25 protein-coding genes and 4 pseudogenes are annotated in these 26021 nt (G+C 35.0%); 10 read left to right on the top strand and 19 right to left on the bottom strand.

What is annotated here, in order from left to right; genetic code table 11:
• Nucleotides 1-157: 157 nt before the first annotated feature.
• A complete protein-coding gene (locus tag JK154_RS16615) occupies nucleotides 158-433 on the bottom strand; it encodes a conjugal transfer protein TraD (RefSeq protein WP_211993762.1) in 276 nt (91 codons plus the stop codon).
• Between the two features lie 2 nt (nucleotides 434-435).
• The gene (locus tag JK154_RS16610; RefSeq protein ID WP_211993760.1) at nucleotides 436-687 is read right to left on the bottom strand and encodes a hypothetical protein; all 252 of its coding nucleotides are present in this window, start codon (nucleotides 685-687) and stop codon (nucleotides 436-438) included.
• 211 nt (nucleotides 688-898) lie between these two features.
• On the opposite strand from JK154_RS16610, the gene JK154_RS16605 reads away from it, so the two are divergent.
• Genes JK154_RS16605 through JK154_RS16595 form a run of 3 tightly spaced genes read left to right on the top strand, consistent with a single transcriptional unit; the run spans nucleotide 899 to nucleotide 5990 of the window.
• Complete coding sequence (locus tag JK154_RS16605; protein WP_249215978.1) at nucleotides 899-1180, top strand: hypothetical protein; 282 nt, start codon at nucleotides 899-901, stop codon at nucleotides 1178-1180.
• An 11-nt stretch (nucleotides 1181-1191) separates the two neighbouring features.
• Nucleotides 1192-3075 carry a site-specific DNA-methyltransferase gene (locus JK154_RS16600; protein WP_249215977.1) on the top strand — a complete coding sequence of 628 codons (1884 nt, stop codon included), beginning with the start codon at nucleotides 1192-1194 and terminating at the stop codon, nucleotides 3073-3075.
• Nucleotides 3076-3077: 2 nt separating this feature from the next.
• Nucleotides 3078-5990, top strand: a complete 2913-nt coding sequence (locus JK154_RS16595; RefSeq protein WP_211993758.1) for a type III restriction-modification system endonuclease — start codon at nucleotides 3078-3080, stop codon at nucleotides 5988-5990.
• A 68-nt stretch (nucleotides 5991-6058) separates the two neighbouring features.
• Here JK154_RS16595 and JK154_RS16590 read toward each other — a convergent pair whose 3' ends face one another.
• The 3 genes from JK154_RS16590 to JK154_RS16580 form a co-directional block, all read right to left on the bottom strand.
• Nucleotides 6059-6628, bottom strand: coding sequence for a type 4 pilus major pilin (locus JK154_RS16590; protein ID WP_211993756.1), 570 nt, complete (start codon nucleotides 6626-6628; stop codon nucleotides 6059-6061).
• Between the two features lie 290 nt (nucleotides 6629-6918).
• A complete protein-coding gene (locus tag JK154_RS16585; protein ID WP_211993754.1) occupies nucleotides 6919-7425 on the bottom strand; it encodes a hypothetical protein in 507 nt (168 codons plus the stop codon).
• Between the two features lie 26 nt (nucleotides 7426-7451).
• Nucleotides 7452-8018, bottom strand: coding sequence for a hypothetical protein (locus tag JK154_RS16580; protein ID WP_211993752.1), 567 nt, complete (start codon nucleotides 8016-8018; stop codon nucleotides 7452-7454).
• Nucleotides 8019-9479: 1461 nt separating this feature from the next.
• On the opposite strand from JK154_RS16580, the gene JK154_RS16575 reads away from it, so the two are divergent.
• Complete coding sequence (locus tag JK154_RS16575; protein WP_211993751.1) at nucleotides 9480-9704, top strand: hypothetical protein; 225 nt, start codon at nucleotides 9480-9482, stop codon at nucleotides 9702-9704.
• A 32-nt stretch (nucleotides 9705-9736) separates the two neighbouring features.
• On the opposite strand, the gene JK154_RS16570 is transcribed toward JK154_RS16575, so the two are convergent.
• Nucleotides 9737-10402, bottom strand: a complete 666-nt coding sequence (locus JK154_RS16570; RefSeq protein ID WP_211993750.1) for a hypothetical protein — start codon at nucleotides 10400-10402, stop codon at nucleotides 9737-9739.
• A gap of 920 nt (nucleotides 10403-11322) precedes the next feature.
• On the opposite strand from JK154_RS16570, the gene mobQ reads away from it, so the two are divergent.
• Nucleotides 11323-12729 (top strand): MobQ family relaxase, encoded by a 1407-nt coding sequence (mobQ, locus tag JK154_RS16565; RefSeq protein ID WP_211993749.1) that lies wholly within the window; start codon nucleotides 11323-11325, stop codon nucleotides 12727-12729.
• Between the two features lie 67 nt (nucleotides 12730-12796).
• Here mobQ and JK154_RS16560 read toward each other — a convergent pair whose 3' ends face one another.
• Together JK154_RS16560 and JK154_RS16555 are read right to left on the bottom strand one after the other, a co-directional pair.
• Complete coding sequence (locus tag JK154_RS16560; protein ID WP_211993744.1) at nucleotides 12797-14173, bottom strand: FRG domain-containing protein; 1377 nt, start codon at nucleotides 14171-14173, stop codon at nucleotides 12797-12799.
• A 247-nt stretch (nucleotides 14174-14420) separates the two neighbouring features.
• Entirely contained in the window at nucleotides 14421-14975 is a 555-nt protein-coding gene (locus tag JK154_RS16555) for a membrane lipoprotein lipid attachment site-containing protein (RefSeq protein WP_211993742.1), read from the bottom strand.
• Nucleotides 14976-15443: 468 nt separating this feature from the next.
• Here JK154_RS16555 and JK154_RS16550 point away from each other — a divergent pair, with 468 nt between their 5' ends.
• Nucleotides 15444-15821 (top strand): hypothetical protein, encoded by a 378-nt coding sequence (locus tag JK154_RS16550; RefSeq protein ID WP_211993740.1) that lies wholly within the window; start codon nucleotides 15444-15446, stop codon nucleotides 15819-15821.
• A 549-nt stretch (nucleotides 15822-16370) separates the two neighbouring features.
• Here JK154_RS16550 and JK154_RS16545 read toward each other — a convergent pair.
• Both JK154_RS16545 and JK154_RS16540 read right to left on the bottom strand, forming a co-directional pair.
• A complete protein-coding gene (locus JK154_RS16545) occupies nucleotides 16371-16823 on the bottom strand; it encodes a hypothetical protein (protein ID WP_211993738.1) in 453 nt (150 codons plus the stop codon).
• Nucleotides 16824-17074: 251 nt separating this feature from the next.
• Complete coding sequence (locus JK154_RS16540; RefSeq protein ID WP_211993732.1) at nucleotides 17075-17341, bottom strand: hypothetical protein; 267 nt, start codon at nucleotides 17339-17341, stop codon at nucleotides 17075-17077.
• A gap of 1566 nt (nucleotides 17342-18907) precedes the next feature.
• Here JK154_RS16540 and JK154_RS16535 point away from each other — a divergent pair.
• Both JK154_RS16535 and JK154_RS16530 read left to right on the top strand, forming a co-directional pair.
• Nucleotides 18908-19642 carry a replication/maintenance protein RepL gene (locus tag JK154_RS16535; protein ID WP_211993729.1) on the top strand — a complete coding sequence of 245 codons (735 nt, stop codon included), beginning with the start codon at nucleotides 18908-18910 and terminating at the stop codon, nucleotides 19640-19642.
• Between the two features lie 22 nt (nucleotides 19643-19664).
• Complete coding sequence (locus JK154_RS16530; protein ID WP_211993727.1) at nucleotides 19665-20465, top strand: hypothetical protein; 801 nt, start codon at nucleotides 19665-19667, stop codon at nucleotides 20463-20465.
• Nucleotides 20466-20562: 97 nt separating this feature from the next.
• Here the strand turns inward: JK154_RS16530 and JK154_RS16525 are convergent, their stop codons facing one another.
• Nucleotides 20563-20967: a hypothetical protein gene (locus JK154_RS16525; RefSeq protein WP_211993726.1), complete on the bottom strand. Its 405-nt coding sequence runs from the start codon at nucleotides 20965-20967 to the stop codon at nucleotides 20563-20565.
• Between the two features lie 203 nt (nucleotides 20968-21170).
• On the opposite strand from JK154_RS16525, the gene JK154_RS16520 reads away from it, so the two are divergent.
• Nucleotides 21171-21653 carry a DUF4756 family protein gene (locus JK154_RS16520; protein ID WP_211993725.1) on the top strand — a complete coding sequence of 161 codons (483 nt, stop codon included), beginning with the start codon at nucleotides 21171-21173 and terminating at the stop codon, nucleotides 21651-21653.
• A 147-nt stretch (nucleotides 21654-21800) separates the two neighbouring features.
• On the opposite strand, the pseudogene JK154_RS16515 reads toward JK154_RS16520, so the two are convergent.
• From JK154_RS16515 to JK154_RS16505, 3 genes and pseudogenes are all read right to left on the bottom strand, one after another.
• A pseudogene (locus tag JK154_RS16515) lies at nucleotides 21801-22005 on the bottom strand (bacteriocin immunity protein).
• Nucleotides 22006-22094: 89 nt separating this feature from the next.
• Nucleotides 22095-22292, bottom strand: a complete 198-nt coding sequence (locus tag JK154_RS16510) for a CPCC family cysteine-rich protein (RefSeq protein WP_211993724.1) — start codon at nucleotides 22290-22292, stop codon at nucleotides 22095-22097.
• Nucleotides 22289-22801: pseudogene (locus JK154_RS16505) on the bottom strand (S-type pyocin domain-containing protein); the annotation flags it as partial. The gene JK154_RS16510 and the pseudogene JK154_RS16505, both read right to left, overlap by 4 nt.
• 36 nt (nucleotides 22802-22837) lie before the next feature.
• Between JK154_RS16505 and JK154_RS16500 the strand changes: the two are divergent.
• Nucleotides 22838-23214, top strand: a pseudogene (locus tag JK154_RS16500) (transposase); the annotation flags it as partial.
• 16 nt (nucleotides 23215-23230) lie between these two features.
• Here JK154_RS16500 and JK154_RS16495 read toward each other — a convergent pair.
• The 5 genes and pseudogenes from JK154_RS16495 to JK154_RS16475 all read right to left on the bottom strand — a co-directional run.
• Nucleotides 23231-23476, bottom strand: coding sequence for a colicin E3-like toxin immunity protein (locus JK154_RS16495; protein WP_211993723.1), 246 nt, complete (start codon nucleotides 23474-23476; stop codon nucleotides 23231-23233).
• A gap of 7 nt (nucleotides 23477-23483) precedes the next feature.
• Nucleotides 23484-23930, bottom strand: a pseudogene (locus tag JK154_RS16490) (colicin E3/pyocin S6 family cytotoxin); the annotation flags it as partial.
• Between the two features lie 36 nt (nucleotides 23931-23966).
• A protein-coding gene (locus JK154_RS16485; RefSeq protein ID WP_211993721.1) for an IS3 family transposase occupies nucleotides 23967-25054 on the bottom strand; the annotation gives its coding sequence in 2 pieces (ribosomal slippage) (nucleotides 23967-24802 and nucleotides 24802-25054; 1089 coding nt in all).
• A 177-nt stretch (nucleotides 25055-25231) separates the two neighbouring features.
• Nucleotides 25232-25486 carry a hypothetical protein gene (locus JK154_RS16480; protein WP_211993720.1) on the bottom strand — a complete coding sequence of 85 codons (255 nt, stop codon included), beginning with the start codon at nucleotides 25484-25486 and terminating at the stop codon, nucleotides 25232-25234.
• Nucleotides 25483-26021 (bottom strand): colicin E3/pyocin S6 family cytotoxin (locus JK154_RS16475; protein ID WP_211993719.1); only part of this gene is annotated, 539 nt, incomplete at its 5' end. The genes JK154_RS16480 and JK154_RS16475, both read right to left, overlap by 4 nt.

Here is a 26021-nt window from a genome sequence, read left to right as displayed (position 1 = left end):
TTTAATTAGCAAAAATAAAAAAGTGGTCAATAGAGACAGGATATATAGTGAGAGAAATGATGAATTAAATTAACTACCGCGCCCTCTGGGGCTTGCTCCACAGTTCACCGACCTAAAAGCGAGTTTTAAGTCGGTTCACCGTTCGGACGTGAAAGAGTTATTTATTGATGTAGGTATTAATGTAGGCATTACCATTTTTTCTGTATTTTTCAATATCACTATCATCAAGACTAGGGATCTCAAGCAAAATACCATACACCAATTCCTTATCTACATAACCAATATCACATCCCAAGACTTTGGCAACCTCTGCACCAAAAATTATTTTCTGACGTGTATTCTCTTTTTTTGTTTGCTGTTTCTTTTTAGCTTCCAAGAAAAATAAACGTTCCTGAGCTGCTGCTATTTGTTGCTTTATCGTTTTTGTTGTCATACTTAATCCTCCCAATATTTTTTATTTTTAGCATAAGGGATATGAGCATAATCTTTACCACTGTTAATTTTGTGTTTGATTGTTCTTATTTTCAATTTAAACTGATGTTTAATCTGACGCTGTTTTGCTTGTTCCCTTATATGGATAACTATCTTTTCTGCTTCTAAATAGGCTTGTTCTGTATCAGTATAGATACCTTCATCAAGAAGTTTTTTCGTTTCCCAAGCGATGACTTCATCATTGTTCTTATACATAAAACCTCCTTGTATTAACTGCCTATTATTCCTTAACATATTTTGGATAATAATCAATATGAAAACTAAATTTATTAAACAGAAATATACATAAGAAATAATATTTCCACGTATTTATTCTTGATAACAGGTTATAGTTAACGTTTTGATTTGGATTTTTGTTTCAATATTTGATATTGTTTCGCTATCACATAATGAGGTCATAACGATAATGTCAGGTCTTGATGGTGGATATTTCATCCTTAGCTCAATGGCTAAGGAAAGAGTCAAATCAGGTCTACTTGATAGAGCAACAATAGAAGGCTCTAAAGGCGAGTATACTGTGATTTTTGATGGTTCTGAGTGGGAAGGTAAGCCATTAGTCTTATGCAGCTCCAGACAGCCTTACGAAGCACGAGTCTTCAAAAGCATAGACGGTGCTGCTGCAGAACTACTACGCATAGGTCTAAGTGAAGCTTCAATCAAAAACACTACTAAATCGAACAATAAATAATCAGGTTTAAAATGGATATGCAAAAAGAAACGATTTTTTCAGAAGTTGAAACTGCTAACAGTAAGCAGATTGCTGTTTTGAAGGCTAACTTCCCACAGTGTTTTGATAAAAACGGTGCTTTCATTCAAGAAAAGTTGCTTGAGATCGTCAAATCATCGGATGTTGAACTCTCTAAAGAATCATACAGCTTAAACTGGCTGGGTAAGTCCTATGCCCGGCTGTTGGCTAACCTACCACCTAAAACGTTGCTGACAGAAGATAAAGACCATAACCAACGTGAAGAGAACAAAAACAGTCAGAATCTGTTGATCAAAGGGGATAACCTCGAAGTATTAAAGCACATGGTTAATGCTTATTCTGAAAAGGTGAAAATGATTTATATTGATCCACCATATAATACGGGTTCTGATGGGTTCGCCTATAACGATGATCGCAAGTTTACACCTGAACAACTTTCTGATCTGGCTGGTATCGATCTTGATGAGGCTATACGCATTCTTGAATTTACTACAAAAGGTTCAAGTAGCCATAGTGCATGGCTGACTTTTATGTATCCCCGCTTATATGTAGCTAAAGAATTGATGCTTGATGAAGGTGTTATATGCATTTCGATTGACGAAAGTGAACATTCCCAATTAAAAATATTGTGTGATGAAGTTTTTGGTGAGCATAATTTTATCACTGACTTCGTGTGGAAGAAAAAGAAAGGTGGTGGAAATGATTCGGTTCATGTAGCAATTGAACATGAGTACATATTAATGTACTCAAAGAATAAAAATAGTCTTGAACACTTATTTGAAACATATAAACCTGAGTATTTGTCAAGATACAATCAAGAGGATAGCGAATCAAAATATTATTGGGACACATTTAAAAGAAAATCAGGAAAACAGTATTATCCAATAACTTGTCCTGATGGTACAGTGCTTGAATATGATGATAACGGTAATAAGATTAGCTGGCTTCGTTCAAGAAATAGATTTGAAAGCGATTTAGAAAAAGGAGACGTCAGATTAATCCAAAAGGAAGATGGAGGTTGGTCTGTACAATTTAAACAACGATTACCAAAAGGGAAAAAACCGAGATCAATTCTAATAAATGAAACTTTACTTGATAAATCTGGTACAACTAGTGATGGAAGTAGTGATTTATTAGATTTGTTTGATTTTCATCCGTTCGAAAATCCAAAACCTTTAAATCTACTATCTGATTTAATTAATATAGTGGTTTCTGATAATGACTATGTTCTTGACTTTTTCGGTGGTTCAGGTTCAACAGCTCATGCAATTTTAGAATTGAACAAAAATGACAATGCTAATAGAAAGTTTATGTTGGTACAAATTGATGAAAAATTGAAAAATGATAATTTTGCTTACGTCAAAGGATATAAATCAATCTTCGATATTACAAAAGATAGAATCATCAAGGCAGGAGAAAAGTTAAAAAATACAAATCCAGATTACAGAGGAGATGTTGGTTTCAAAATCTTTGAAACATCCAATGATTTCCGAGCAAAAGATGAATCTGAACTGACACTTTCTAACCATACATTTTTTGATGATGCTGTATTGACACCTGAACAGTATGACACTCTGCTGACTACATGGTGTATATATGATGGTAGCTTGTTAACAACGCCAATTATAGATGTTGATCTTGATGGTTATAAAGCACACTTGTGTGATGGTCGTCTTTATCTGATTGCGCCTAATTTCACCAGTGAAGCCCTGAAAGCTTTACTTCAAAAGCTGGATTCAGACAAAGACTTTGCCCCTAACAAAGTAGTGTTTTATGGCAGCAACTTCGAAAGTGCCAAACAGATGGAACTTAATGAAGCATTAAAAAGTTATGCCAATAAAAAATCAATTGATTTGGATTTGGTGGTGAGGAACTAATCATGTCTAAAGGGTTCACATTCGAAAAGAACTTACCTCATCAAAAAGCTGGCGTTGATGCGGTCATGAATGTTTTTGTTTCCGCCATACCTCACCAGACGGATCATGTTGCTATTCGCCTATTAGCTAATCCAGAACTGAATCTATCTGAACAACAATACTACAACAACATAAAAAATGTTCAGGAGTTCAATGGTATTGATCACTCGAAAGATAATTACGATGCTAAAAGCAATGTAATTGATGTTTCTATGGAGACAGGTACAGGTAAAACTTATACTTACACCAAAACAATTTTTGACCTGAACAAATCCTTTGGAGTTAATAAATTCATTATTATTGTTCCTACTCTTTCAATCAAAGCTGGAACAGTTAACTTTTTAAAAAGCGATGCGTTAAAAGAACACTTTAGAGATGATTACGAGCGTGAACTAAAGACTTACGTTGTTGAAAGTCAGAAAAGTTCGGGTAAAAATACAAAATCGTATATGCCTCAAGCCATTCATGATTTTGTTGAAGCAAGTAATTTCAATAAGAAATATATACACGTCCTTGTGATTAACTCAGGGATGATTAACTCTAAGTCTTTAACTGACACTTATGATGTTGGTTTGCTTGATAATCAGTTTGATACACCATTTTCTGCCCTGAGTGCGGTTAATCCATTCATTATTATTGATGAACCTCATAAGTTCCCTACAGGTAAAAAAACATGGGAAAATATTGAGAAATTTAATGCTCAATATATTATTCGATATGGCGCAACCTTTAGTGAAGGCTATAAAAACTTAGTTTATCGTCTGACAGCCGTAGATGCATTCAATGAAGACCTTGTTAAAGGTATTGATGCATATATTGAAGATATTATTGGTGATGGCAATGCTAATCTCAAATTTGTTAAATCTGACGGAAAAGAAGCCACTTTTGAACTGCATGAACATGGCAACACAAAAACATTCAAATTAGCGAAAGATGAATCATTATCGAAAACACATAGTGCAATTCATGATTTAACACTTGATGCTTTAAACAAAAGTACAGCGGTGTTGAGTAATGGTATTGAGCTAAAAATTGGTAGTTCAATCAATCCTTACTCTTACGATCAGACGCTTGCTGATAATATGATGCTTAAAGCTGTCAAAGAGCACTTTAAGTTAGAAAAAGAGTATCTGACACAAAGGCCACGCATAAAGCCTCTTACTCTTTTCTTTATTGATGATATTGAAGGCTATCGTGATGGCAATGATATTGCCGGAAGCCTTAAAACTAAGTTCGAAGAATACGTTTTAGCAGAAGCTAATGAACTGTTAAAAACAGAGAAAGACGAGTTTTATAGAAACTACCTTGAAAAAACTGTTAAAGATATATCTTCTGTTCATGGTGGATATTTTTCAAAAGATAACAGTGATAAAGATGATAAAATTGAGCAGGAAATCAATGAAATCCTTCATGATAAAGAGCTTCTATTATCTTTAGATAATCCTCGCCGTTTCATTTTCTCTAAATGGACGTTACGTGAGGGGTGGGATAACCCAAATGTCTTTCAGATTTGTAAGCTCCGTTCAAGCGGTAGCACCACATCTAAACTTCAAGAGGTAGGACGTGGTTTACGTCTTCCCGTGAATGAATACATGTGCCGGGTGAAAGACCGCAATTTCACTCTCAACTACTATGTTGATTTTACAGAAAAAGATTTTGTCGATTCTCTTGTCAAAGAGGTCAATGATAGCTCTTTCAAAGAAACTGTTCCGAGCAAGTTTACTCAAGAACTTAAGGATAAAATCCTATCTCAGTATCCTGAGCTTTCATCCAGAACACTCATGAATGAAGTTTTTGATGATGAAATCATTGATGACAATGACAACTTCAAAGATTCTGATGCCTATAGTCGCTTAAAAGCCAAATATCCAGCTGCATTCCCTACCGGGTTAAAACCAAGCAAAATCAAAAAAGCCACTGATGGTAAAAAACGTACTAAAATGCGTGTTGGCAAGTTTAGTGAACTGAAAGAGCTTTGGGATCTGATCAATCAAAAAGCAGTAATTGAGTATAAGATAAATAGCGAGAATGAATTCTTATCTATATTCAAGTCATTTATGCTCGAAGAATCAGATAGATTTACTAAATCAGGCGTTCATACTCGTATTGATAGAATTTATATCCATAATGATACGGCTATGTCAAAAAGTATCATTTCTGCCGATGATAACTTTGTAAAGCTAAATACCATGAGCTATCGTGAATTCCTCGATAACCTGTCACAAACTATTTTCGCTAAACACGATACCTTACATAAGGTTTTTTGTGATATAAAAGACAATATCAATATCACTGACTACTTGAATATTCAGACAATCAGAAAAATTAAATCTGGGTTTAGTAAATATCTGCTTAACAATTCGTTTAACAAATTCAGTCTTGGATATAATATTATTTCAGGATCGATTCATCCCACAAAGTTCACTAATGAAGAAGGAAATCCTCTAAACGAGGTTTTGTCGAGTGATCTTGGCGTGTTGCAGGATAATACAAAGCCACCATTGGATTCTTATCTTTTTGAAGAGGTTTTTTACGACTCAGAGCTTGAAAGACTCAACATAACAGATGGAGAGATCCAGTCCGTAGCCGTTTTTACAAAAATTCCGAAAAACTCCATTAAAATCCCGGTAGCAGGCGGTTATACGTATTCTCCTGACTTTGCTTATGTTGTTAAAACGACAAGCGGTGATTACTTAAATTTTATCATTGAAACAAAAAATGTAGATGGTAAGGATAGTTTGCGGCTTGAAGAACAACGCAAAATTGAACATGCTCAAGCATTGTTCAATCAAATAAGTAAAAAAATCAAAGTTGAATTTAAAACACAATTTTCAGATGACAGTATTATTAATTTAATAAAAAGTAGCATTCATTAAATTAATCCCCTCACTCTTACTTAACGAGTGAGGGGATTTACATGGACCTAAAAGCAAATCGTATTTTCTTAAATAGATGTAAAGATAAGAGTATTGCTATTCCCACCTGCTGAACACTGTGTCGCTGTTTTAGAAACATCCAATACATCACCTGCGGCTTTCACATTCGCTTCTGTTCCTACGCCAACCTCATAGAAATTACCCGCTGCTGCGGTAATGATTTTGGTGCATTCCGCTGCCGGGACGTTAGAGTAAGTAATCGTAAAAGAAGACGCTGGGGCTTTCGATGGCCCTGTTGCCGCTACAGCCAATGTCACATCACCTTTGAAAACATTGACAGGTTTAGCCGCTGTTCCTGAGCCATTCAGCATGTTATCAGGGAAAATCTTAGCCTGAACAGCCACTGTATTGGTAAGCCCCGTAAAACTTGAAGCTGATGTGTATAGTGCTTTAACTCCTGCCTGAATAGTTGCTATATTATTACTCTCAGCCTGCGAACGTTGCGAAGCCTGTACTTTAGGATAAACGATAAATGCTGCAACCACCAATGCTGCGATAATACCGAGAACTAACAAAAGCTCTAAGAGTGAGAAACCTTTCTTACTTTTTCTGTTTTTAATTAATACTGTTTTCTTCATTTCCTTATATCTCCTTAGTTAACTGGAAAGATATAAAAGGAATAAATCATATAAAACATAAAACAACTCTTCTTTGTTTCTTTATATTCTGTTATCTGATAGACGGGCTACCTAATATCAAACAAAAAAAGACCAGAATAATCTGGCCTTTTTTTTGCTGCGAGCTTATTTGACTTTATTAAAACCATCACAGAACACAAGATTGAATATGGAGGTATTCATCTGCGATGATGACTAAAGAGTATAATTATATTTTTTACCTGTCAATTTTAATTAAGAAATAAATAGAATTATTTTTTATATGATGGGAGTTGTGCTTTAAGAGAATTAAAACAATTAACAACATTTTTATGTTCTACTGAAAAAGAATCTATACTCCTTTTTAGAAGATCATTAGCAACATCAACAACAACCTTACTTCCTTCGCTATGATTATAGTGAGTAAATACATCAGCGATCCAATGATAGCAGCAAAGCGTTAACAGGATATAATAGTCCTGATGCTCTTTGACACCTGATAAGAAGGTATATCCATTATAATCAACCTGCCTTGTTCTTTTATAAAAAGGCTTAAGTGTAGGCTTCATGACAATCAAATTATTTTTAGCGATATCGTAATGAATATCATCCATAACATAGTCGTTTTTAAGAAAGAATTTATTACTGTTAACATATAAGGCATAAGCAATCGTTTCAGTAGAGATCCCATGCTTTTCGCATAGAGCCGTTGAGACAACAGGATTATTTTCTATATATCTTATAACCTCACTTTCTTTCAAGTTTTTTGTTTTATTCATATATTTCTCACTATTATTATATCCGATTAACGACGGAAGGTTTCTGGTCTTTTCCACTCAAACACTTCAGAATTTTTTTCTTTAGTTCTTACACTGTTAATTTGATTAGCTTTACGCTGAGAACGAATTTGCTCACGCGCCACACACAACACTTTTCTTCGTTCTTCGACAGTTAAGTTCGACCCTTTTACTTTCTTTGCTTCTGATAATGCATCATTTAAAAAAGACCTTTCTGATAATGAAATTTTTCTCAATCGACCATAGTTATCTATATTTCTAACTCTTGGTCTTCTTTCTTTTTTGACTTTAATAACATCAGATGCAGCAACATCCACTTCACTAACTATTTTTTGTTCTGATACAACATTGTCGTTATTGTCGTTATTGTCGTTAATCCTATTTGCTTCTCTTAGCGCATTGACAATTTCACGAAATCTATTTGTGACCTCAAGTCTCTCTTTTTTTGTCACCCATCTTCTTTTCTTCATTGCAGCTTCATTTAGCATATTAACGAAAATGGACTTTTCATACTCAGTAAGATATTTTATCCATCCTTTTTTTTGTTTTGTCTTTTTCTCAATTTTGTTTTTCACTTTTTTATCCTTTTTATTTATACTTCTTACTTAATACAATTAAAAACCAAAAAACTCAAATTAATCCATGCACTATATTTAAGTTATAAGTCTACTTACTTTCCATTAGCTCCTTAATAAAACGTTACCTACCTACTAATTTTTTAAAATTATTTTTTGTACTAGTAGTACTAGAATTTTATCAGCTTAGGTACTGGGGGTTTAGATGGCGACTTTCAGTCGTAGTAGTTTTCCGTCAGGAAAACTTAGTTTTTCTTTAAGCATTCCCCCCTACCCCCCATGCTAAAATGGAAAGATAGAAGATGCTCATTGCGTCTTGAAAATATTCAGAACGTTTCCATTCTGATACTTCCCCCACGACCCACGCAAACAATACCATTATTATTTTAAAACACTTCTCGTTTTACTAAAGAAGTTATACTAATGTTCTAAAAAACTTTAGGTATTGCGATTCAGGTTGGCAGCTACGTATCACCCGGCACTGCCGCAATAACATAAGAACCGCCATCACTTTAGGGACCTTCATTCTTATACCTGATACAATCAGGTTTAACGTTATTGCTTTTGAGGACTAAAATGTTTTTGGAAATGGTATTTGAAAGACTTATAAAAAGTTGAGATTTAGATTTGACAAATATGAAAAGATTATTTAATACTTTATTATATTTGTAATCACGTTGTCTCTTAACTGATTACAAGGCTTCAAAAGTCGGCAAAACTTTTTTAGTCCTTAAAAAGTCAACTTCTATAAGTTGGCTTTTTTTGTATCTTCATTTTATTTACAATACCAGATTTAGTTTGTCAAATAAAACAACCTTATTTAATTAAAAATGAGAAGGCCAGATAATAATCCAGTTCTTTTATTTTCTTTGTTATATTTCATTATAGCCCTTAAAACGCACTGTATGCGATTTTAAGACACTTATATTGCGTCTGTGGTTTATGCTATATATGTTAGAGAAATGCCGTTAACACTTGCCACAGTCTTATTTCAACATTTAGTATGTATTACTTTATAATATGGCATTCAGAAACAGAGTTATTGGCTATTTACTGAATTATATTTTTCAATATATCTTTTCATCAGCAGTGAGTGGCGTAGGTGCGGCATACATATTATTAGAAAAAAATAAAATGGCAGCAAAAAATATTTTTATTCATATTGTAATATCCTCTATTGATTATTCATTAAGTAATATCAAATACTCATAGAACATTAATAGAGGAAATAAAAATAATTTCAAAGGTTTTATGGCATGATTATAAACAGTTAATATATCATAGCATTAAATTTAATTAAAATTAATGTGGTTTTATCCAGTTCACCAAGCATCATGTTATCCTCCTTTTATTTCACGTATTTTATTGTTTACTTTATTTTTATTGAAATGACAAATTGAAAAAACAGAGTTAAAGTAGTATGTTTTTCATGCTATCATCATTCATCTAGAAGGATATTCTATGACAACGAGCAAGCGTTATGAACCCGTCAAAAAAATCACCGTTAATCAAGAAGGGAAAACTCTCAAAGAAACTTATGAGATTTTTGATCATGATGCAGGTCATTTTGTTCTTGGCGAAGACCATGATGAGTTTACTGAAGCCAAGTCGAGAGCAAGCGCCCTTGAAAATGCGCACTTAGAAAATCTAAAATTGAAGTCTACACCTAAAAGGCCGAGACCTTAGAAAGTATTCCCCTGATGACTCAGGGGAAATAATTACATACTTTCAATGAGTTCACGAAAGTCTCTATAGCTAAACAGCTTCACTTTATCATTGCCATATACTCTACAAATGAAATCCTGATGAAGCTGATGGAAAGTAGATAAATAGCAGTATTCTTTTAATGCATCCAAAACAGCAATATATCTTGCTTTATATTGAATAAAATTATCTGGCTTTTCTTTTTCAGGGTCATGTTCAATCTCAACAAATCTACACAGTGTTATCCTAAATCCATTATCATGCAATGATTTTAATGCCGATGGTATATTTTCCAGTTGATTACAGTATAGAGAATCAATGATAATATGCTTTTCTTCAAATCTATCCGCATATCTCATAAAAATATCGTGACATTTAAAGAATCCATAAGTCGCTAAAACATGACGACCTTCATTGTCTTTTCTGTCTACATCTATTCCATGTTCAACTAAGGCATTAATCACATCTTCTGAACTGACATGAAATAGCGCAGTATGCCCAAGTTTATCCTGATGATTAATATCAACACCAAGATCTATTAATTGTTCTACATCGTCTTGTGTTCTTGCATAGAACAGTAATGTTCGGTCGAGCGAGTCTCTTATTTCATATGCCGATACATTATGCTTTTTGAGAACATTCATTAAAGATCTAAAAATATCATTGGTAAATGGCATCATGTTGTTATCTCCTTTTTATTTTATATATTAAATTCTATTATTCTATAAATTTGTTTTTGTCAAAGCTGGAGATCACAAAAGAATTAATGATATTTAATCACTCATCTCATTTTCAATCTTTATCATGTAATCATGAATATTCTGAATTATATTCATTCATTGCGCATCTCATTATTTTAATAAATAATTTTGGATATTTTATATCTTGTCAAAAGCAGCACTTCGTGATTATCGGAAATAATCACCGGGCTGATAACAGGTATCCCCTGTTATAGATTGGATTTATCCAAAAATAGTGTTTACAAGAGTCTGCACAAAAATGCAACAAGCCCTATATGTAATCATGCAACATATGTAAAAGTAATCACTAACATAAAACATCTAATATTCCCCACGTTACTTAATTCTTTTTCATTGTGATTTATTTTTCATCTATTGCTTTCTCACTCTCATTTTAAGCCTTAACCTACTTCATACACTTTTAAACGAAACCTCTGTCATACATCTGTTTTCATGAATTTTGTCTTTCCCGCCTTACGGCGGGAGGGTAATTAACTCTTTTTGCCCTTACGGGCGCTCTCTAAAACCAAAAAAAACAATATTATTACTCTACCTCAGCCGTTCATCCGATTTAAAGCCCATTAATTTCACAGTCAGTAAAACTCGTGTTATTAATTAATACATGGAAAACTTTTACATTGTCTTTATTTTTTAGCTCCGAGAGGAGATATAAAAATAAAACAATGCCCACTTATACACTCTTCGAGTGTGTGGGGTCTACCGACGGTTGCCTGCCGCAGGCTAAAAGCAAAACCAAGTTCAACGTCAACCCCTGAGTTTTTCTTACGAAAAACTAAAACCAGCATAGTGGGCTTTGATGTTTATTTGTTAGTTTTATTATATTTAAGGTTATTTATTATATGGCAATATTTCATCTGGAGTTTAAAATTGTGAAACGCTCGGAGGGCATGTCTTCCTGTAGGAAGGCTGCTTATCACGCGCGTTGCAAAATAACAGATGATCGCACTGGTAATACCTATGATTTCAGCCATCGTTCTGATTTATTCCATCATCAGATATTAGCGCCTGCTTCTGCTCCTTCTCATATTATCGAAAGCTCAACAGCCCTATGGAATGAAGTTGAAAGGGTTGAGCGCCAAAAAGATGGTCAAACAGCCCGTTATTTTGACGTAGCTATCCCCTGTGAACTTAGCAATGAAGACAAGATAAAATTAGTAGTCGATTACTGTCAGAAGAACTTTGTGGATGAAGGTATGATTGCTGATATCGCCTTCCATGATCTGGATAGTCAAAATCCCCATGCACATGTGATGTTGACATTAAAACCTATCACTGCTGAAGGCTTTGGTAAAAAAGACCGTAGCTGGAATGATAAGAAAAATGTGATTAAGTGGCGTGAATCATGGGCAACATTTTCAAATCGCTATCTGGCTGCCGCTGGCAGTGATGCGCGTATTGACCATCGTTCTATTGAGATCCAGCATGATGAAGCAATTGAGAATGCCACCATAACATTGGACACTGAAGAGAAAGCACTATGGATTGCCAAAGCAGCATTAACCAGCCGCCCGGCAATGCAGCGTATTCCGCGTGCTAAATGGAACAGCCAGACAGCTCAACAACAACGTGCTGCTGAACAGGCTGTTCGTGATGAAATGAAGCAGGAAGCTGTTGCCACATATGGTGTCTTTAAAGATTTAGATCTGCAGATTGTAGTAGATCTTAATAGTTTCACTGTCTCACATCTGCCTGAGCCAGTAGAAATCATCCTGACCGATACGGGTTCACAATCATCATCAGAGGCACAAAAACCTATTCTGGTTGCTCCTGTGCCTCATACACGCACTAAACTGAAAACCACCTCAGCTTCAACACCCGGAGCAATTAAACGCGCTCCTGTTAAATCTAAGAGGGAACAGGTTCCGCTTAAGAAGGAAAGCATCTTTAAGCGCTTTACCGTGCTGGTAGCTGAATTCTTCAAGGAAAGGTTTATTTGGGCCAAGAAGAAGAAACCTGCACCTGTTTCCGTGGATGCTGAACATGATAAGCATATTGCTGAAAACTATGTCTTTGACGAGGTTCAGGGTATCTATGTTTCACGTTCTGAACATGAAAAACGTGTCAGGTTTAACAGTGATAATTACAAACCTTCACCTGCTGAGATAAGACGCTTCCCTAGCCGTCCTAAAGAAGAACAGCACAAGGCCGATAAAGCTCTGGATTACACTCCTGCTCCACCACCAGTATCAAGGAGAAACAGGAATCATCCATCAACCAAACCATCTGGATTTAATAAAAACAGATAGATTAAAATATATACAAAGAGATATATAAATAGATAATGAGTACAATCCCTACACATTTAGTTATAACTCATTCTGATACGGAGAATCTACTAGCAATTAGCTTCATTGTTCTTTCCATTCCTTGATAAACTGTAGCTTCCGTAATATTTAGCTTCGCCAAGTCATTAAGGATTTGTTTTTTATTCTTAATTATTAATTTTTCCACTTTAAAATCTTGAGCAATCTCTGGAATTTCATTCGAAACCAAATCAGGAAAAACAGCATTATTCCCAAATAATAAAAAGGCACCTGACTGTGATGATATACGTTCGTTACTAACTCTTCCCTTTACAAAGAGAATTCGTTCCAAATCCGATGGGATAATTATATTTTCAAAATATGGCTTTTCATCTTTAATATAGTGAATGAGCTTTCCACATGCATTAGTTTCATTAAATTCTTTTTTTTCTTTTTTAGAATCCAAAGCTTCTTTAAAAGAATGACTTAGCATAGATAAGTTTGCAATACAGCTCACTGTATCCGAATCAAAAAACTTAATCTTATATCTGTCTATTTTAAAAATAATTACATGCCCATCAACTTCATTGTTATCTTGATCATATTTGATACTGCTACATGCGAAATACAATGCTATTAGCGGATTAGATGTAATATCGAGTAGTCGAGTTGGCAAACCGTAATGCTGCATTCTAACGAGTTTGTCCAGCATAGTTCTATCATCAATAAATTCTAATGGCCTTGCTGTTAATGCCTCACGAACTAGACTAGATTCATTTTGTAAATATTTATAATTACCTTGTTTGTTTCGTCTAAATAATGAAGGGGCTAGTTCATACGATGCATCCGAATGTCCACGATAAAAAACCTCTTCATTTTCATTACAATCCTTATCAAGGACATGAGCTAAAAAATCTTTTATATCAACAACCTCAATATATTTATTTTGCTCGATCGGAGGCAACACATTAACAACTTGAGGTTTCTTATGAAAAACAAACCCCAGAGAGGTCAATGTATGCTGCAAATCCTTATCTTTTACTCCCCAATGAGTTCTATTTAAACCAAAACTACCTAACTCAAGAACTGTTTCATATAATTTTTTATTAGTAACAAGTACTCTTTCAAATTTTTGAGATATTATAAACCGAAAATAAATATATTTACCATCAATTCTAAGATTAGAGACTTTTCCAATTCTTATCTCAATATAATCAGGATAACTTTCATCTTCCAAATCAGTATATCTTTCGGTCATAAAAAGAGCAGGGATATCTTCAAGAATTGAAAGTGTTTTTTCATTCAATGGTGTCAGTTTATGCCGAATTTCATCTGAGGTACTTTCTAGCATCCTTGAAACAGGAAAATCACAAACACCTGTATCTTCAATAAACATTGGCCAATGCTCAAAAGCATCTGGATTTCCCCCCATAATCAAACTAAACATACATAATTACCCTTCTAATATGACACAACTGAACTGTTTAAAAGGATAACGCAAATAACTTACTTCCGCTATAATTGATGACATACCAATCAGGGACTAAAGGCTGGAAAGATAATCGCTAGACCAATATTGTTCCGAATAGATTTTATAGAATACTTATGCTTGGCTGTCAGTACAGGCGTGAATCCCCTTCTAACTTTTTCAGACAGAAAGGGGAGCGAAGGATTTGGTTTTTTATAATAGCTTCTTAGTTAGCTTTCCAGCCATCACTAGTCTTAACCAGAACAATTTTCGTTTCAACAGGTTCATCCATTCCCTTCACACCAGAGAAAGCTTTTTTATCGACCCAGCTTGGAACACCTGCCAGTTTCCATGTAAAAGTCACTTGCGTCATTTTAACGCCATTACCTTCACTTGGCTCAGTCCAGCTTTTAATTTCAGCAACCGCACGATGACCAACACATGCACCCTTCTCACGGTTCCAAAAATCAACATCTTGGCCTTTGTCCGTGACTTCTAAAACAGTCATGCTGCCAAAGCCATTAGGCTGCTGTGAAACAGTGAGCAGACCCTGTTCAGCTAACCCATTTAAAATCTCATCGCTGGCGTTGTAGCCAGAAGAACGATACCCGTTGTTGACCTTGATCGGGAAACCTTTATTAAAAGCAAAGTCATTATCCTGTAGTGAGTAGCAGAGTTCTGATGTTGAGAGCTTTGCATTAATCGCTTTCTCAAAATCGCCCTTCTCACCACATCCAGCCAGAACAAAAGCCGTACCAGCAACCAGTAAAATTTTCTTCATATACATCCATCCTAATAATATAAATACTGTTTTTTTGTTTGGTTGGTCAGCGTATGTGGCTGTTTTATCTTGTATAGGAACAGGTATCACATAGCTAAACCTTCAGATTAACTAATTGATAGCATTCAATTATTTTTGACTTTCGTCATATCGTTTGTACCGATCAAAAACCCAATAACAATAGATTAAAGCTATCAATAATGATTTATCGATCGATTAAAGTAATTAAACACCGATCAAAAACGCATTATTAATAGATGAATCCTATCAAATATAGGATATTGATCTATTTTGTCGATCAATTGATTGATGCATGAAGTGTTAATCGATAGAGTAAACAGCAAAATCGTATGAGCTTGAGCGCGGGTTTCTTACCACTGATTAGCAGCATTTATTGGTAGTGAGAAGCAAAGCTGGTTTAAGTCCCCGCTCACTTTTCTGATGTTTATCACCTTCTATGGAGTTAGCATGAAAAAGCTGTTTATCGTGGCGCTGGTTATCCTTCCTCTTACTGCCTGCACTACCTATGGCAACAAATCCCTGAAAGACGAATCCCAACAAACCGTCAAAAGCAAAATCGTTAAAGGGAAAACAACCCAGCAGGAAGTATTAGCTGCATTCGGTGAGCCACAGACACGAGCAAGTAATGATGGTCAAGAGATGTGGTCTTATTCCAGTATGTCAGGGGAAACACAGCTATCTAACTACATTCCCGGTCTGGCGCTGTTAAAGAACAGCAGCACAGCCCATATGAATTCTCTTGAGATTTGGTTTAAAGGGGATGTTGTAGATCGTTATAATTTCAGTCAGACAGCAAGTAAGGTTTCTAAAGGGCTGTTGGATTGAATCGTGTATTACTGACATCTAATCCTTTCATCTACGCTTAAATAACAATGCCAACAATGAGCCTCAACACTGTTGGGGTTCAGTTCAGTGATACTGTAGGCACATTCCGTTCTTTATTATTCCCCTGCTTGTGATAGCTCTGATTGTTTCTAAATGCTATGGTAAATACATCATATACAATACTGAAGGTTGATAATCCCCATGTCTCGATATCGTGCTGTTATTGTTAAACTTGAAGAGCTGGACGGGGTACTGTTATCGAAAATAAATGGGCTGTATATGACTCCGAAAGCGGTGTAATACTCGCCAAACGTTATGATCTACCTGTTGATGCAGAAAAAGAAGCTATAGCATTGAATAAAGAGATTAAAGCCGCTGATGAAGAACTCCTTGAGAATCTCAAGGGATTTACCGATGAACCTGAGCATCCGGGCTGTAAGCCGTAAATTACATCATACCTGCTACAGATTAATGTCTGTTATGAAAATCTTTGCATTAGTTTTGCCAAAAATGTGAAGTCTTATTCTTGCCGACAAACTCACTACCGGATTAGCACGGAATATTGATTTTCGTGTTAAATATTTCCATTATTTTAAACGAAAGGGATTTCAAGTCCGATTCGGTTTTACTCTTATCTATTCGCCCTATATAGGTGATAACAGCATTACACCAATCTCTTTTTTCTTTATCATCCCAACATGCTACTTCTGTGATAAAACACATTTCATGAGTATTTCTTAAAATATCTAAACTTACAGATTCAGGAAGAGAAGAGAACATTTTAATAAAGTTAAACTGCGCATGTCTTTTTCTCCAGTTCATAGACATAGCAAAGGAAATAACATGTTGCATGTATATATCATCTCGAATCTCTTCTAGGGTTAAACCATGCCCATGATGAATAAATATCAATACTTTTTTCAGTATTTCATTAAAATCATAGATATTATTATTTTCATAACTAAATTTAGATTCAAACTCTTCACTATAATTCATTTTCATACTCACCTCTCCCTTTTACTTAAATATTAATAATCGAGTTTAAATCCTTCGTCAATTGACAGTTTATGATTTGTACTATTAGGATAAAAATATTAATCTATCTTTACTGTGATTTAATAGTCTGTATTCAGGTCAAGTATGTTTGCTCGTAAATTTGTTTTGATGTGTTATTTTTTAGCTTTACTACAGTAATCAGTATCCAAAAGACTAACAGACAAGTTAATATGATGACTATTGTAAGTTTAGGTTTATTACATCAGTGATCTTACTGTTTCCTCACTAACTTGACTAAGTTTAGATATTAACCTCCTATATACATTAATCATTCTTTCCTTATCGCAATCATCTATTGATTCTGACAAGAAATAGGAATCATAATCTTTAACATAGATGTTATTACCATTCTCTAGGGTAAGCTTCATCCCCTGTTTATTTTCTTCAACATTTTTAACTATACAAGTCATAAATGGAATATTTTGGCTGTGCTGAAATAGTGTTATTGTTTTAATGTTATTCATCTTTTTATTTTCCTTTTTGCTTTTTGCTTTTTGCTTTTTGCTTTTTGCTTTTTTTTAATACCATATTTATTTCAGCCAAATCAAATTTATATCTTATACAATTACGTTTAACTTATATTTTTAATCATCTTTTTGAAAAAATATTTATCTCATGTGCTATCGAAAACAATAAACCTGTTTTCATAAGCACGGCTACGCCTTAACTCTGAAATGTGTATGTTGTCTTAATGAGATGATCGATTAATACTGATAACAAAAGGATAAGTGATCTTATTCAGATCGTTTTATAAAAGATAACAAATTTTATCCTTTTTTGAATATAGTATTACCGTGATAACATATAGCATTTACTCTTAAACATATAGAAAAACTATATTTAAAGAAGCAGCACTTCGTGATTGCTCAAGACAATCACATTGCTGAAACAGGGTTCACCCCTGTTAGTGATGAATTCATACAAAAAATCGGCAAAAGCCGATAAAGCAAAAAGGGCATGATTCATCTTATCACTGCATATGCGGTTTAGTTTTTAAGGTTTTTTATACACTAGCTTTACCTTAAACTTAATTAAAATTTCATATTGAAAACAAATCTTTTCTTATGAGCTTTCGCTCATGGCTCCGCCCCTCATCTATATATTAACGAGGAATTCATCAAGGCTATAGCATTTGCTCTTAAACACATAGTAAAACTATATCCCCCATAGCAGCACTGAGTGATTGTCCAAAACAATCACATTGCTGAAACAGGGCTTGCCCCTGTTAATGATGGATTTATCCATAAAGAATTGCGGCAGTAGCCGCCAGTAAATAGGAGGAAAACAATAACAAGATTTCCGTGTCATCGGCAGCACTTCGTGATTGTATGAAACAATCACTTTGCTGCATATAAAACACAAAGAAAACGCTGCTAAATAACAAGGTGCTATTTATTTGGCACAAGTATCCCTTTTACTATATTAGTACTAGATATTACGAACTGTTTTTAACTTTATTATCATATAGTTATAAGGTGAAAGGTTATTAAAAATAAGAACTATTGAATATCAAAGGTTATTGATTTTACAAACTAGAGTTATCAAATCTAATAACCTTACTTTCACCTAGAAATAGTAACGTACTAAATCAATATAGCATTCTCTCTTAAACACATAGTAAAACTATATTCCCAATAGCAGCACTGAGTGATTGCTCAAAACAATCACTTCGCCGAAATAAGTATCAAGGAAAATACATACTCCTATGAAAAACACCTCATATATAACACAAAAGAAAAACTGGACTCTCTTAACTTCTTACTAATTATTTAATTATAAGCACCCTCCCAGCCCAATAAAATCAAGGCTTCACACCTTTTTTTGCTATGTTTAAACATAGCATATACCTATGTTTAAACATAGATCCGTCCTATGTTTAAACATAGCAAGACTTATGTTTAAACATAGTTTTTTTAACATATAACAATATCATAATAATAAAATACTTATTTTATTTATAGTTTTACTATTGACTTTTGATTTTGTGCATAGTATTTAAAACATATAATAAAAACTATAAGAGAGAAAATATGAATACTAATGATACTGAACTACTTCGCTTATTTGATACATTAACCACAGAACAAAAGATTGATATCGCCAGACACTTACTGCAAAACAAAGATATAAAATCAACTACAGTTATCGCCAAAGAAGAAGATAAAGCGATCTCATTTTCCCAGCCTTATGTTTTTGCTTTCACATCTAACTTTCGTGTTTTTTCTGATCTGGACATATCTAAGAATGAATTCCGTGTATTAACTTACATCTTAGAATACATGGAGTTTGGAAACCTAATTAATCTTTCTCAGGCATCATTGTGTAAAGCGTTAAACATCGCATCTAGTAATATGTCAACCATATTCAAAAAACTAAAACAGAAAGGCATTCTCGTTGATCATCATGGACATCTTTATATTAACTCAAACATCTTTGCCAAAGGTATGAGTCATCAACTTGATGAAAAGCGTAAAGAGCATTTAAGTAATGCAAGAAATGTTCAGGCTGAGATTGAACAATACCCTGATGGGTATGAAAATCTTTCTCAACAGGAAAGACGAGGATTAGCCCTAGAAACAGTAAATCAAAATATTTATACAGATGCTTTTATTTTTAGTAAGAAGAAAAAGAACAATGCAGTTCCTAATGCTAAAAACAGTATCAAGATCGATAAACCACGCAAGGTATATAAACGGACAAAAGAAAATGAAGCAGTCAGACAAGATTTAGTTAATATCACTAAACTTTTGAAAGCTGCTTCCTAAAGAATAATAATAAGGAATGAAAATGAAAAAACTACCCGGTTCACTTGAAATAAAACTGTATGAAAGACTATCAAAAAACGATATTCTTAATGTATTAGCTGAACAAATGACTATGCTTGAAGAAACATTCGGTATAGAAGAGTTTAAACTCTATTCATATCTGGAGTGCTATATTGATAGTAAAAAGCAATCTTTATACTATGAGCAGAACAATACTGTTATAAGTTCATTTAACTTTCAACACCATGAGAGGCTTGAGAATACGGCTAAATCAATATCAAAAGAAGGTAATAAACGTATCATCTCTTTTGATCGTAAGCTTGATGCAGACAAAATACTTGCCTCTGTTGAAAACATACAGATAAATAACCCATACATATATTGGTCTAATGATATTCAAGTCATCCCCGCATCACTAGTTAAGAATATCATTCAAGACGAGGATAATCGTCAACAATCTGAAAGAGACAGGCTTTACCTTATTAGCCAACAACATAAGAAGGAAGAAAAAGAACGTAAGGCCAGAGAGAAAGAAGCGTATGAACGGCCTCTAAATGACTTTATAGCCACCAAGATAAAAGAAAGTGGTTTGTCTGAAAAAGAGTTTAAAAGACAAATTTGTTCCAGTTATAACTATTTAACAAATAAAACTATAAAATCAAAATACTTTATTAACCACCCAGAACTAATAGAAAAATACTCTGGCGCTAGATTAATTCGTTATTCAATAAAAGGAAATGATGGTAAGGTTATAAAAATAGAAATTTACACCGATACCGGAGAACTAATTTTCGAGTTATATAAAACACTACATCTTGTTTAAATTGAAATTTTCAATTATTAAAAAATAGAAGCCTTTCATAGCTTCTATTGGAATGTATATATAAACTCTGCAGAATAGACTACTAATGATCTCCCCTTCATTTCAAGGTCATTTTCCCTTTGATATTTTTAGTGTCTGGTAATGATGCTGATAGATGCTTTTTAACTTGGCTTATTTTATTTTTAAATGAACCTTTTTGATTAACGATATCTTCCTTCTGAATAACAGAGATGATTTTTTTACAATCGTCATTGTCATTCAGATAATTATTGTCTGCACAGTTTTTTTGACTGGTTTCTTTTGTAATTATATTGGGTTCTTTTTTGTTCATTATTTTTCCTTTGTTATATATTTTTTCTGTTTCTTGTCGTCTTATTTCAAAAGAATGATTGTTATTTTTTTGTTCAACAAGTTCTTCACGCAGGCGTGTTAAGAAATCATTATTAACTTCTGTTTTTGTGGATGACATTGTATCTAACTTTTCTTTTCTGCTTTTTCCCATATTTCTCTCCCCAGCATAATTACATTAATATAAATATTATATTCCATATTTAAAACTAGTAAACATATTAAACTAATATTTATTACTTCCTCAATAAAAATAAAATACATAGTAGATATTATTTTATTTTGCCACGCCGAATTTGACACTTTGCTTATATTTAATAAAATAGATTATGACAAGTATTATTAATGAGGTGATGTATGAGAAAAATAAAATTAGATAACAGCGATTTATTAACCTATTTTGAAACTGTAGAAAAGCTAAAAAAACAACCATCAATGGATGAATATTTAGAAGGTTATCGTAAAGTGCGTGAGGCCACTCCTTTTGACACTGAAGTAGATAAATATAGATCTGCTCATAGTGAACTGCGTAGACTGGATAAGAAGAGACAATCACTCATAGATAGCTTTATTGATGAGCTTAATCCTATAAGCAGCTCAACGGCACGAACAGCCGCTAAATCAGGTAATATTAACATATTGCATGAGCGCATGATCTACCAGAAAGCTATCTCAGAAAAGACAGATGCTGAGATTGTTGCTCTGATAGTAAAACAACGCACAGAAGCAGCTCTGGCGTTTCAGCGTTCTGTTGAACAAAGTCTTGAGCAGCTTTTGGTTCTTTCATCAGATAGTGAAAAATCAAACAAGATACGTAATAAGATATCTACTTTAAAATAATAAAAAATCAATAAATTAGTTTAGACTAAAAAACAGGTCTATATTTCATATCAATATAGATAATGTAAATATTATAGTAATTAATAATATTTAGAAAAACATTTATTAAAATGCCGCGCTGATGTACGACAATGTATCTAATTTTTATCAGCATTGATTTTTAAAACCCGACTTACCATTAGCATGACGCCATTCTTTGCCCCCCTTCAGGGCTATCATCGCGGCCTTCTCTTGGATAATAAATAAGGTCGTAACCATCAGGATGCTCATATAAACGTTCAAATTCCAGAAGATTATATCGATCTTTTATATCAATTGATTGATGGTGGTGGTCAGCAATGGAACGACACAGTTGGGAGCTTTGGCTGGATGTTCGAAGGGATAAGGAACGAAGCAGCACTCATGATATGTTGTGCTGCCTAATTAAATCAGCGTAAATTGTTATTTGACTTTACGTCCTTCAGCATAGGCTTTACGGGCTTCGTTCAAACTCATGACGTTAGCCCCACCACCATAACTTGGTTCTTCTTCTTGAGCAGGATCATCTTCCCAATTGCAAACCGGACAAATTTCATAGCTCCCAATTTCCGAAAATTCATATTTATGGCAACAAGGGCATAAATGCAGTGAACTACTCATTTTTGTTTCTCCCAATAACCTATTCCATCTTTAGGTTTAAACATAGTTTTCGGAACACCATCTTTCGTTTTTACAGAAAAAGTATTTGTCGCTGGGTCATAAAAAAGAACATCACCATTCGAATGTGTTTTTGTTAAGATTCCATTTGCTGGTGTCCGAACAAAATAATGAGTAGCATCTACATAATCCTTCGCATTCTTAAATGATTTATCACTAAACTCCCGTCCATGTTTTACCCAATGCTCATATGCATTTTTAACTGGCTCTAATGTTTTAGTCTTGGTCCAAATAGGATCTTCAGGTCTTTTACTTAAATAAACATAAATCGGTGGAATATTCAGTAATGGCAAAACAAGAATATAATCCGCAAACGTCTTCTCTTCCGGAAGCGGAGTGGTCGTTGCCTCAATACGGGTATCTTCCGGCAACGGATCAACAACTACCGGGTTCTGGTTGCCTGTATTTGAAGACGCATTGACACCTGAACTGTCGGGTATCCAGATAATCGTTATACGTGGATCTTACTCTGTAGTAAACGTATCAGGGACGATAAATACCCGCAGATCATTAAAAATTGGCGTGCGCATTGAGAAAACCTCAACACCTTTTTCGGTTACCCGCCCGATATCCGTAAGGCCATTTATACGACAAATGCCATCGAGTCACTAAACAGCGTGATCCGACAGGCGATAAAAAAGCGGAAAGTATTCCCAACAGATGACTCAGTGCGGAAAGTGATTTATCTGGCGATTAAAGGTGCTTAAAAAAATGGAGTATACCGATCCAGAACTGGTGGCTGGCGATAAGTCGTTTTATTATCGAGTTCGGTGACCACCTGAGCGATCGCCTTTACTACGGTGGCAGTTACGCAGAATTATTTATGGGATCAGTCAACGTCAATAATATGCTCTACCATAAATGATAGAGCAATAATTTAATTAAACAGGTCGAAACGCTAGCTGATAATCATATCGCTGCAAATTTATTTGATGCTGAAAATATGGTTGTATATATGGCAACCATTCGACTACCACATCATATGCACCATCATAGATTTGAGGATCATCAGATAAACCAATCTTATCCAAAAAATAAATACTGCTATCTAAAACACCTGAGAATTCCTTTCCTTCACCCTCAGATGTTTGTTTGTTAAACCACTGTAATCGTATTTTATAAGACATATCGACCTCACAAATAACGTTTGATATTTCTATCTTTAACGGCAGATTTTAATCTAGAGCCAGTTAAATGATCCAAGGATCCAAGATGCTCTCCATCACTCACCCGGTATTCTTCCAATTCACCATGTTGCGAATCCCATTCGTACACCCTTCGGCCTTTAGCATCAACCCAGCGCTCTCTAAGCCCACCACCACCTTGTTTAGGTGTTTTTTTCTTAGCCTGCTTGAGACCTGAAATACCAATTTCATTCGTTTCCGGGGCTGGGTGATAATCATGATCCTTATCAGGAATACCTGAACGTCCCTGACTAAGATATGCATAAATCGGTGGAATATTCAGTAAAGGCAGAACAAGAATATAATCCACAAACGTCTTCTCTTCCGGGGGCTGAGTGGTCGTTGCCTCAATACGGGTATCTTCCGGCAACGGATCAACAACTACCGGGTTCAGTGGTAATCCCCCCATTTTTAACGGAGGCGATAAGTAGAATCAATTCATACGATGAATATGCTGCATCGGTGTAAAACCATTCAGTGCCATATTCGGTCGTTCGTGATTATAAAACCACTGCCATTTTGTCGCATATTCCTGCAAAGCATTCAATGATGAAAACAGTGTCTGACTCAGCCAGTCATAACGTACTGTCCGGTTATAACGCTCAATATAAGTATTCTGCTGAGGTTTTCCGGGCTGAATAAAATTGAGTATAATATTTTGCTTTTTAGCCCATTCTGTCAGTGTATTACCTGTATATTCCGGACCGTTATCACAACGAATTGATACCGGCTTCCCTTTCCATTCAATGATCTGCTCCAGTGTTCTGACGACCCGTATTGCCGGAAGTGAAAAATCAACCTCAATTGCCAGTGTTTCGCGATTAAAGTCATCAATCACATTGAGTAAACGGACAGAACGACCATCTGACAGCTGATCGTGCATAAAATCCATAGACCAGCTCACGTTGTGGCTGGCGGGTACAGCCAGTGGTTCAGGTTTTTCACGTTTTAACCGTTTATTAGGTTTTATGCGCATGTTAAGTGATAATTCACAGTAGATACGATAAATCCGTTTGTGGTTCCATTTAAATCCTTTCACATTGCGTAAATACAGGTAACACAAGCCAACCCCCCAGTTTTTCTGACTGTCGGTTACTCGAATAAGCCAGTCAGCAATCAGTTGATTTTCAATATGAAGGGTGGGTCTGTAGCGATAACAGCACTCGCTGATGACAAAAATCTGACACGCCTGACGAACACTGATCCCCTGAATGGTGACTGCATGCTGTGCCATCTGCTTCCGTTCTGACGGCTTCACCACTTTTTTGCCATCGCTTCCTGAATGATTTCAGACTTCAGTCGCTCTTCGGCATACATCTTTTTAAGGCGACGGTTTTCCTCTTCCAGCTCTTTCAGTCGGGACATAAGGGCAGCATCCATACCCCCAAATTTTGAACGCCACTTATAAAAACTGGCGCTGCTGATACCGTGCTCACGGCAAAGCTCAGGGACAGGTGTTCCGGCTTCAGTTTGCTTAAGAATGGCGATGATCTGACTGTCAGTAAAACGTGATCTTTTCATAGAAATCCCGCTGAATTCAGGTTAGTAGAAAATTCTACTTATGAACACACCGATTTTTCGGGGGGATTACCAATGCCTCAATATTTATTGTCATTTATATAATCCCATTGATGAGATGGATAAAAATGAAGCAGCACCCAAGATATTTCGTGCTGCTTCAGAGACATTTGTCATGTATTAGACACTGCCGCCTGAAATTTGTAGAGAGTTATCAGAAGAATAGAATTTTTTACATAGTAAGCTCTCTAATTTAATCGCTTGGCTTTCATTAATATTATAAACACCAATACCTAATGAAAATTCCTTTTTATCTTCCTCGCTCCATTCCATAATTTCAGCTACATCTGACAGTTTATTTTCTGGAATTTCAATTTCAAGAAGTAACGACTCATCCACTTTACTATATACATCAATAGTATATATTATCATCATTTTTCCACCTTTCTTGTTGGATCTGCGGGTTTTGTTTGCTCACCAGTAATATGATTAAATTCACCTAAATGATTACGACCTGAACGATCATAAACTTCTACCGTGCCATGTTGAGAATCCCACTCATAGATTTTTCCTTTTGAATCTTTCCAACGATTACGTAGTTTACCCCCTCCCTTAACAGGTGTTTTAGCTTGCGCTTTTTTAGCATCAGGAAACGCAGGTAATGGAGGATTTTCTTTCGGCGGAGTGTAGTATTTATGATCCGTGTTTAGATAAACATAAATCGGTGGAATATTCAGTAAAGGCAGAACAAGAATATAATCCGCAAAATTCTTCTCTTCCGGTGCAGGGCTGGTCGTAGCCTCGATACGGGTATCTTCCGGCAACGGATCAACAACTACCGGGTTCGGTATCCTTACCGGGTTCTGGTTGCCTGTATTTGAAGGCGCACTGATACCTGAACTGTCGGGTGTCCAGATAATCGTTATACGCGGATCTTCCTCTGTGAGGAACGTATAGGCTTTTCGGCTAT

It is taken from the genome of Citrobacter sp. JGM124, from assembly GCF_018257795.1.
In the GTDB taxonomy this organism is placed as follows: Bacteria; Pseudomonadota; Gammaproteobacteria; order Enterobacterales; family Enterobacteriaceae; genus JGM124.
Note: the sequence above shows the minus strand (reverse complement) of the source record. Positions and strands in the feature narration are given on the sequence as shown.

Coding starts and splice junctions, on each gene's coding strand:
- JK154_RS16615 (WP_211993762.1), bottom strand. CDS start 433: ATGACAACAAAAACGATAAAGCAACAAATAGCAGCAGCTCAGGAACGT.
- JK154_RS16610 (WP_211993760.1), bottom strand. CDS start 687: ATGTATAAGAACAATGATGAAGTCATCGCTTGGGAAACGAAAAAACTT.
- JK154_RS16605 (WP_249215978.1), top strand. CDS start 899: ATGTCAGGTCTTGATGGTGGATATTTCATCCTTAGCTCAATGGCTAAG.
- JK154_RS16600 (WP_249215977.1), top strand. CDS start 1,192: ATGGATATGCAAAAAGAAACGATTTTTTCAGAAGTTGAAACTGCTAAC.
- JK154_RS16595 (WP_211993758.1), top strand. CDS start 3,078: ATGTCTAAAGGGTTCACATTCGAAAAGAACTTACCTCATCAAAAAGCT.
- JK154_RS16590 (WP_211993756.1), bottom strand. CDS start 6,628: ATGAAGAAAACAGTATTAATTAAAAACAGAAAAAGTAAGAAAGGTTTC.
- JK154_RS16585 (WP_211993754.1), bottom strand. CDS start 7,425: ATGAATAAAACAAAAAACTTGAAAGAAAGTGAGGTTATAAGATATATA.
- JK154_RS16575 (WP_211993751.1), top strand. CDS start 9,480: ATGACAACGAGCAAGCGTTATGAACCCGTCAAAAAAATCACCGTTAAT.
- JK154_RS16570 (WP_211993750.1), bottom strand. CDS start 10,402: ATGATGCCATTTACCAATGATATTTTTAGATCTTTAATGAATGTTCTC.
- mobQ (WP_211993749.1), top strand. CDS start 11,323: ATGGCAATATTTCATCTGGAGTTTAAAATTGTGAAACGCTCGGAGGGC.
- JK154_RS16560 (WP_211993744.1), bottom strand. CDS start 14,173: ATGTTTAGTTTGATTATGGGGGGAAATCCAGATGCTTTTGAGCATTGG.
- JK154_RS16555 (WP_211993742.1), bottom strand. CDS start 14,975: ATGAAGAAAATTTTACTGGTTGCTGGTACGGCTTTTGTTCTGGCTGGA.
- JK154_RS16550 (WP_211993740.1), top strand. CDS start 15,444: ATGAAAAAGCTGTTTATCGTGGCGCTGGTTATCCTTCCTCTTACTGCC.
- JK154_RS16545 (WP_211993738.1), bottom strand. CDS start 16,823: ATGAAAATGAATTATAGTGAAGAGTTTGAATCTAAATTTAGTTATGAA.
- JK154_RS16540 (WP_211993732.1), bottom strand. CDS start 17,341: ATGAATAACATTAAAACAATAACACTATTTCAGCACAGCCAAAATATT.
- JK154_RS16535 (WP_211993729.1), top strand. CDS start 18,908: ATGAATACTAATGATACTGAACTACTTCGCTTATTTGATACATTAACC.
- JK154_RS16530 (WP_211993727.1), top strand. CDS start 19,665: ATGAAAAAACTACCCGGTTCACTTGAAATAAAACTGTATGAAAGACTA.
- JK154_RS16525 (WP_211993726.1), bottom strand. CDS start 20,967: ATGGGAAAAAGCAGAAAAGAAAAGTTAGATACAATGTCATCCACAAAA.
- JK154_RS16520 (WP_211993725.1), top strand. CDS start 21,171: ATGAGAAAAATAAAATTAGATAACAGCGATTTATTAACCTATTTTGAA.
- JK154_RS16510 (WP_211993724.1), bottom strand. CDS start 22,292: ATGAGTAGTTCACTGCATTTATGCCCTTGTTGCCATAAATATGAATTT.
- JK154_RS16495 (WP_211993723.1), bottom strand. CDS start 23,476: ATGTCTTATAAAATACGATTACAGTGGTTTAACAAACAAACATCTGAG.
- JK154_RS16480 (WP_211993720.1), bottom strand. CDS start 25,486: ATGATGATAATATATACTATTGATGTATATAGTAAAGTGGATGAGTCG.